General features: G+C 57.5%; 5 protein-coding genes. 1 reads left to right on the plus strand and 4 read right to left on the minus strand.

The features are described from left to right. Positions 1 to 88: 88 nt before the first annotated feature. Positions 89 to 862 carry an FtsW/RodA/SpoVE family cell cycle protein gene (locus H7B90_RS15105; protein ID WP_260411054.1) on the plus strand — a complete coding sequence of 258 codons (774 nt, stop codon included), beginning with the start codon at positions 89 to 91 and terminating at the stop codon, positions 860 to 862. 231 nt (positions 863 to 1,093) lie between these two features. Here the strand turns inward: H7B90_RS15105 and H7B90_RS15110 are convergent, their stop codons facing one another. From H7B90_RS15110 to H7B90_RS15125, 4 genes are all read right to left on the minus strand, one after another. Next, positions 1,094 to 1,567 (minus strand): GlcG/HbpS family heme-binding protein, encoded by a 474-nt coding sequence (locus H7B90_RS15110; protein WP_185136726.1) that lies wholly within the window; start codon positions 1,565 to 1,567, stop codon positions 1,094 to 1,096. 447 nt (positions 1,568 to 2,014) lie between these two features. Then, positions 2,015 to 2,869, minus strand: coding sequence for a hypothetical protein (locus H7B90_RS15115; RefSeq protein ID WP_185136727.1), 855 nt, complete (start codon positions 2,867 to 2,869; stop codon positions 2,015 to 2,017). Positions 2,870 to 2,888: 19 nt separating this feature from the next. Beyond that, entirely contained in the window at positions 2,889 to 3,563 is a 675-nt protein-coding gene (locus H7B90_RS15120; protein WP_185136728.1) for a hypothetical protein, read from the minus strand. A gap of 27 nt (positions 3,564 to 3,590) precedes the next feature. Beyond that, positions 3,591 to 4,094 (minus strand): DUF4241 domain-containing protein, encoded by a 504-nt coding sequence (locus H7B90_RS15125; protein ID WP_185136729.1) that lies wholly within the window; start codon positions 4,092 to 4,094, stop codon positions 3,591 to 3,593. Positions 4,095 to 4,270: the final 176 nt, after the last annotated feature.

Consider the following 4,270-nt stretch of genomic DNA (forward strand, 5'->3'; position numbering starts at 1 on the left):
ATTTTACTACTGATTTTCACATGCAGGCATCTCCATCGATACGACGGCCGTCGCTCCTTATTTATTCGCAATCGCTTATGCAGGCTACTTGATCTCGGGAGGCCCAGGAAGTACTGGCGGTCGTTACGGGAAACTACGCGGGTATGCCAAAGAGTTGGCCCTTTACTATGTGGTCCCCGCCTATCTGTATCTGAAGTCTCCCTCTCTCATATCGCTTTTGGTGCATGTCGTCGCAATGTCGATAGTCTTGCTCTTTACGCGGGGCGGGTGGAAGCGTTGGGCGGGATATGTAGGGGTTGGTGTTGTCTTCCTTAGCTCTCCGTTGGTTGCTGCAACCGGATTATATACGACCTATCGGTCCCAACTGCAAACCTACTTACAGTTCTTCGATGATCCGGATTTATCCTTTAGCAGAGCGAGCTATTCATTGAGAATAATTAGATCGGCCGGGTTGTGGGGCCAAGGATTCAGCGAATTTCCGATTAGATGGCTCCCCTTTGCTCAGAGCGAGAATATCGTCGCCTTCCTCGTTTATGGCCTGGGCTGGATCGTCGGCGCTTTGCTTGCCGTCCTCGTCGTGTTTTTCATCCTGCGCTCTGCTCGAATCGCCGGTCAAGCGAAGGATCCCTTCGCGCGGTTGCTTGTCCTCGGAATGGCGTCCATTCTCTCGATCAAGCTCGCCTGGAGCTTGCTCATGTCGGTCGGGCTGCTGCCCTACGTCGGAATCACCCTGCCGTTCATCGGCTATAACGGCTTCAACACGGTCGTCGAGCTCGCGGCGATGGGCGTCATCCTCGGCGTCTACCGGCGCAAGGACAGCATTCGCCACGCGATCGGCGAACGCACGCCCGAGGCGGCTTAAGCCTCGGGTCGGCTAGCCGAACAAGCGGTCTCTCGCCGCTTGTTCGGCCCTTGTTTTTTGAGTCAATGGCGAATTTTTCGCCATTGAGAGTACCTCGCATGGCCATCTCACACTTGAATGGCGATTTTTTCGCCATTCAAGTGTGACTCGCGCGACCTTCACGCGCCTGAATGGCGAATTTTTCGCCATTGGACGCTCCGCTCGGCCCCGCACCCTCGCCAGGCGGCTCCCTCACTTCTTGATATCCGCCTTCACGAGCACCTCATACCCGTCGCCCAGATGCTCCTGCAGCGCCTGCAAAGCGGCGACCCCGACAGCCTTGTCCTGCTCCCCGCTGCCGCCGCTGACGCCGATGCCCCCGATCACCTCGCCGTTCACGACGATGGGGAACCCCCCGACGAAGATGGCGAATTTGCCCGGGAACATCGCGTGAATGCCGAACGCTTCTCCCGTCGGCGTCGCCGGCCCGCCGGGCTCGTTGAACAGATGGGTCGAGCGCTTGTGACTGCTCGCCGTGAACGCCTTGGCGATAGCAAGCTCGGGCCCGGTCAGCCGGGCGCCGTCCATTCTCTCCAAGGCGATGACGTATCCTCCGCCGTCGACGACGCAGATCGTCTCGAACGCACCGGCCTCCCGCGAAGCCCGCTTGGCCGCTTCAACCATGACCTTCGCTTCCTCCAGCTCCAGCCGCAGAACCGATCTCATTCCACTCCCCCTCTATTTTGCCGAAGAAATCTATTCCTCTCGCCGCTTCCCGAGACTTCCGCGAACCCAATGATCTCGTCTCGCTGCCCATGAACCCAACGCCCAGCCGGCCAGCGGCTTCGTCCGTCCCCCCGCCGTTCCGGCTCCGGTGCGGGGCGGCCTTTGATCCCGTCGGCATGCGCAAAGTCCTCCTCCTTTCCCGCTATGCCGCCGTCCTCTCCTTTTCCCCAAGCAAGTCCTTGGACAATTCCCGGGAAATAATCGCCGGTTACACTCGCGCTCCTCTTACGCACCCTATCCACAACTATGCCGCGAATGTCAATGTCATGCCCCGCTCCTAGGCTTCCGCCTAGATTTGGATTACAAGTTCGGAATAGGCCATATGAACAGAAAAAGGGGACGACCCTCTGTCAGTAATGACGTCTTCAGGTCGTCCCCAGTATGCCTTTATTGAGAGTCGTCGATCGTCATGCACATCATTTTGACGATGCGTTCGTCTTGAATCGTAAAATGCAGGCGAATAAGCCCCTTATCGTAATAGAGCCTAATCGCTCCGGATTGCGTCGGTTCCCCGAAAGCCCGCAACAACTCCTCGCGGCTGCATCCCAGCGTGATTCCAGCGACGCCTAGCGAAGGCTTCAATACCCTTGCCGAATGGACGAATCCTCGGGCGTCGCACGACACCCAATACTTTCGAAGCTCATCCTCCCCGTGGGCCCGGGCAATCAGGTCGCGAACGGCTTCGCCCTTGTGCCCTAACCAAGTCGACGGGTCGTAAGCGTCCGGTTCGCCGCTTGGCGAATCCTCGTCCTTGCGAACAAGCTCCCCAAGCCATTCCCGATAGAACCGAAGGTGCCACTTATCGATGCCGGGCAGGAACTGCGTGGACGCGCCCAATACGAAGCCCTCGGGGCAAGCAAACCCTTGATCCTTAAGCCAACCCGTTAGATCCGAGCATTCATCCTCCGCGGCCCAATATAAGGCATCCGCCAAATCCGCCCCGGCCCAACCGTACTGGCCTTCCGAATCCAGCTTCGCAACCGGAGGATTCCCCGAATAACCTTCCGTCCGGTAGAACGCCAAAAATTCCCCTCTCGAGGTGACGGCGAAAAAATCCAACTTCTCGAACATCCGATGGTGCGCTTTATAGTGGGCGGCCAGGCGCGGGTTATCTCCTGCGTCGGCCGGCGTTCCGTACGCTTCCAACACGGGATCAAGCGATAGGAGCGGTTCCCTGATTCCGCACGAATGCGCAAGAATGTCCGAATGCCGCTCCCACAGCTCCATGAACTTTTCCCTCAAGGCTATTCATCTCTCCCGATCAATAATAGATATTGGCTTCTCTCTCGTATCCGCGGCGGATCTTGTCGAGCGACCATCTCGGATAAATAAGTTCCCGTCCGTAGTCCGAGTGCAGCTTGTCCGTTCGTTGGAGAAGCTTCTCCAATTCGGGAGTAACGGGAACTTCATGGCGATCGCGCTTGCCCTCCAACACTCTCATCGCCAGAAGTCTTGGCGGCCCGGGTTTGCGCTGCTCGAAGCCGATTCGCTCCCACCCTTCGCCCGCCGCTTGCAGCATGGCCTCGTAAATCTCCCGATCGATCGCTTCTCTCTCCTCCGCCAGCTTCCGGTAGGCGTCCTTCGTCTCCAACGTTACGGAGTAAGCCCAACCGCTCTCGCTTCTGGAGAAGCGGTATTCCAGCATCCTTAACGGTACTCCCTGATCGACGGCGGTCCGGAACAGCTGCCGGAACCCTGCGGCCGTCGCGCTGCTGTCATGGCGAATAACGGGTTCGATGGGCGTCTGGATGCCGCCATCCCCTATAGCCCCGTCCGGATCGTCCACGTCATCCAAATAGGCTCGGGCTACCGCGACTTGATGGCTGTCGTGCGCCTCCGATACGTAACTCGACAGCAATTGTCCCAGCTCCGTAATGGGAGCGTGGAGCTTCTCTTTTATTCTCTCGATCTCTTCGATGATGTCCGGTCTTGCCACAACGAGACCTCCTTCTGAATAAACGGCTTAAGGAATCGGAATAAAATCGATCTTGACGGCGCATATGCAGCCATCGCTATCCTTGCAAACCCATACCGAGTACAAGCCGTCCCCATAACCGGCTTCGGAGACGACGCCATAAGGAATGACGCCCGCCCTGCTCTCCGACGCGGCTTGATCCATGCAGGCGCGGTACCACCTCGACAGCCCCGGGTACTTGCAGCGCGGTTCCTCCGGAATGATATCGCCGAATCGGAAGTAGTCGACGTCGAAGATCCCGGCCATCCCGCTGTCCACGCCTAAGGACGCCGTCAGCGGTTCCCAATCCGATTCCGCTGCCGACAGCGCTTCGCAATCGGAGTGCCGGGCATACAGGGCGGCGATAAGCACGCCGTCTTTATTCCCCAGCGAATACCCCCGCCAAGTCCCCTTCCGGGTCTGCTCCAAGAGAATTCCGCTTCTCTCGTCATGCCCGGGATCGGCAATAAGAAGAATCCCCGTCTCATTGACGAAGTCCCCAAGATCACGCACGACCGCTTCTCCCTCGAACTCATATTGAATTCCACACGCCTTATCTTTATCGACGAGTGCAGCTTCCTGTTTTAATGATTTTGTAAAATGTAGCAACTTCTTCATAAAAACATGGTTTCAATTCGAAGTTCCATGGCTCCGACTCATAGGCCCGCTCTCTAAACATTCCTGTATAG

It is taken from the genome of Cohnella xylanilytica (assembly GCF_014212175.1).
Taxonomy (GTDB): domain Bacteria; phylum Bacillota; class Bacilli; order Paenibacillales; family Paenibacillaceae; genus Cohnella; species Cohnella xylanilytica.